This is a genomic window from Rathayibacter sp. AY1C7 (genome assembly GCF_002931865.1).
In the GTDB taxonomy this organism is placed as follows: Bacteria; Actinomycetota; Actinomycetes; order Actinomycetales; family Microbacteriaceae; genus Rathayibacter.
Map to the genome: position 1 here is coordinate 1 of NZ_PSWB01000058.1, position 1,425 is coordinate 1,425.

A 1,425-nucleotide genomic window follows, 5' to 3' on the forward strand; every position below is an offset into this window, starting at 1 on the left:
AGCCTGAGATCTGATGGGTAGACGCAAGTCGAAATCGGTGATCCTATGCTGCCAAGAAAAGCATCGACGCGAGGTTCTAGCTGCCCGTACCCCAAACCGACTCAGGTGGTCAGGTAGAGAATACTAAGGAGATCGAGAGAATCGTGGTTAAGGAACTCGGCAAAATGCCCCCGTAACTTCGGGAGAAGGGGGGCCTGAGGCGTGAACGGACTTGCTCCGGGAGCGTTCGATGGCCGCAGAGACCAGTGGGAAGCGACTGTTTACTAAAAACACAGGTCCGTGCTAAGTCGCAAGACGATGTATACGGACTGACGCCTGCCCGGTGCTGGAAGGTTAAGAGGAACGGTTAGCCGCAAGGCGAAGCTGAGAATTTAAGCCCCAGTAAACGGCGGTGGTAACTATAACCATCCTAAGGTAGCGAAATTCCTTGTCGGGTAAGTTCCGACCTGCACGAATGGCGTAACGACTTCCCAGCTGTCTCAACCGCGAACTCGGCGAAATTGCATTACGAGTAAAGATGCTCGTTACGCGCAGCAGGACGGAAAGACCCCGTGACCTTTACTATAGTTTGGTATTGGTGTTCGGTGTGGCTTGTGTAGGATAGGTGGGAGACGTTGAAGCGGGCACGCTAGTGTTCGTGGAGTCATTGTTGAAATACCACTCTGGTCACTCTGGATATCTAACTTCGGACCCTAATCGGGTTCAGGGACAGTGCCTGATGGGTAGTTTAACTGGGGCGGTTGCCTCCCAAAGAGTAACGGAGGCGCCCAAAGGTTCCCTCAACCTGGTTGGCAATCAGGTGGCGAGTGTAAGTGCACAAGGGAGCTTGACTGTGAGACTGACAAGTCGAGCAGGGACGAAAGTCGGGACTAGTGATCCGGCAGTGGCTTGTGGAAGCGCTGTCGCTCAACGGATAAAAGGTACCTCGGGGATAACAGGCTGATCTTGCCCAAGAGTCCATATCGACGGCATGGTTTGGCACCTCGATGTCGGCTCGTCGCATCCTGGGGCTGGAGTAGGTCCCAAGGGTTGGGCTGTTCGCCCATTAAAGCGGTACGCGAGCTGGGTTTAGAACGTCGTGAGACAGTTCGGTCCCTATCCGCTGCGCGCGCAGGAAATTTGAGAAGATCTATCCCTAGTACGAGAGGACCGGGATGGACGAACCTCTGGTGTGTCAGTTGTTCCGCCAGGAGCACCGCTGATTAGCTACGTTCGGAACGGATAACCGCTGAAAGCATCTAAGCGGGAAGCCGGCTTCGAGATGAGATTTCCATCCCTTCGGGGGAGAGGCTCCCAGCCAGACGACTGGGTTGATAGGCCGGATGTGGAAGACAGGACTAAAGACTGTCGGAGCTGACCGGTACTAATAAGCCGATAACTTGATAATCACTACACTCATACCGTTGTAAAGGCTGGTAGGAGTGG

At 54.2% G+C, this 1,425-nt stretch carries 1 rRNA gene; it reads left to right on the top strand.

Annotation, left to right across the window (positions count from 1 at the left end):
• Positions 1-1,387: ribosomal RNA gene (locus C5C69_RS16550) — 23S ribosomal RNA — on the top strand; the annotation flags it as partial.
• Positions 1,388-1,425: the final 38 nt, after the last annotated feature.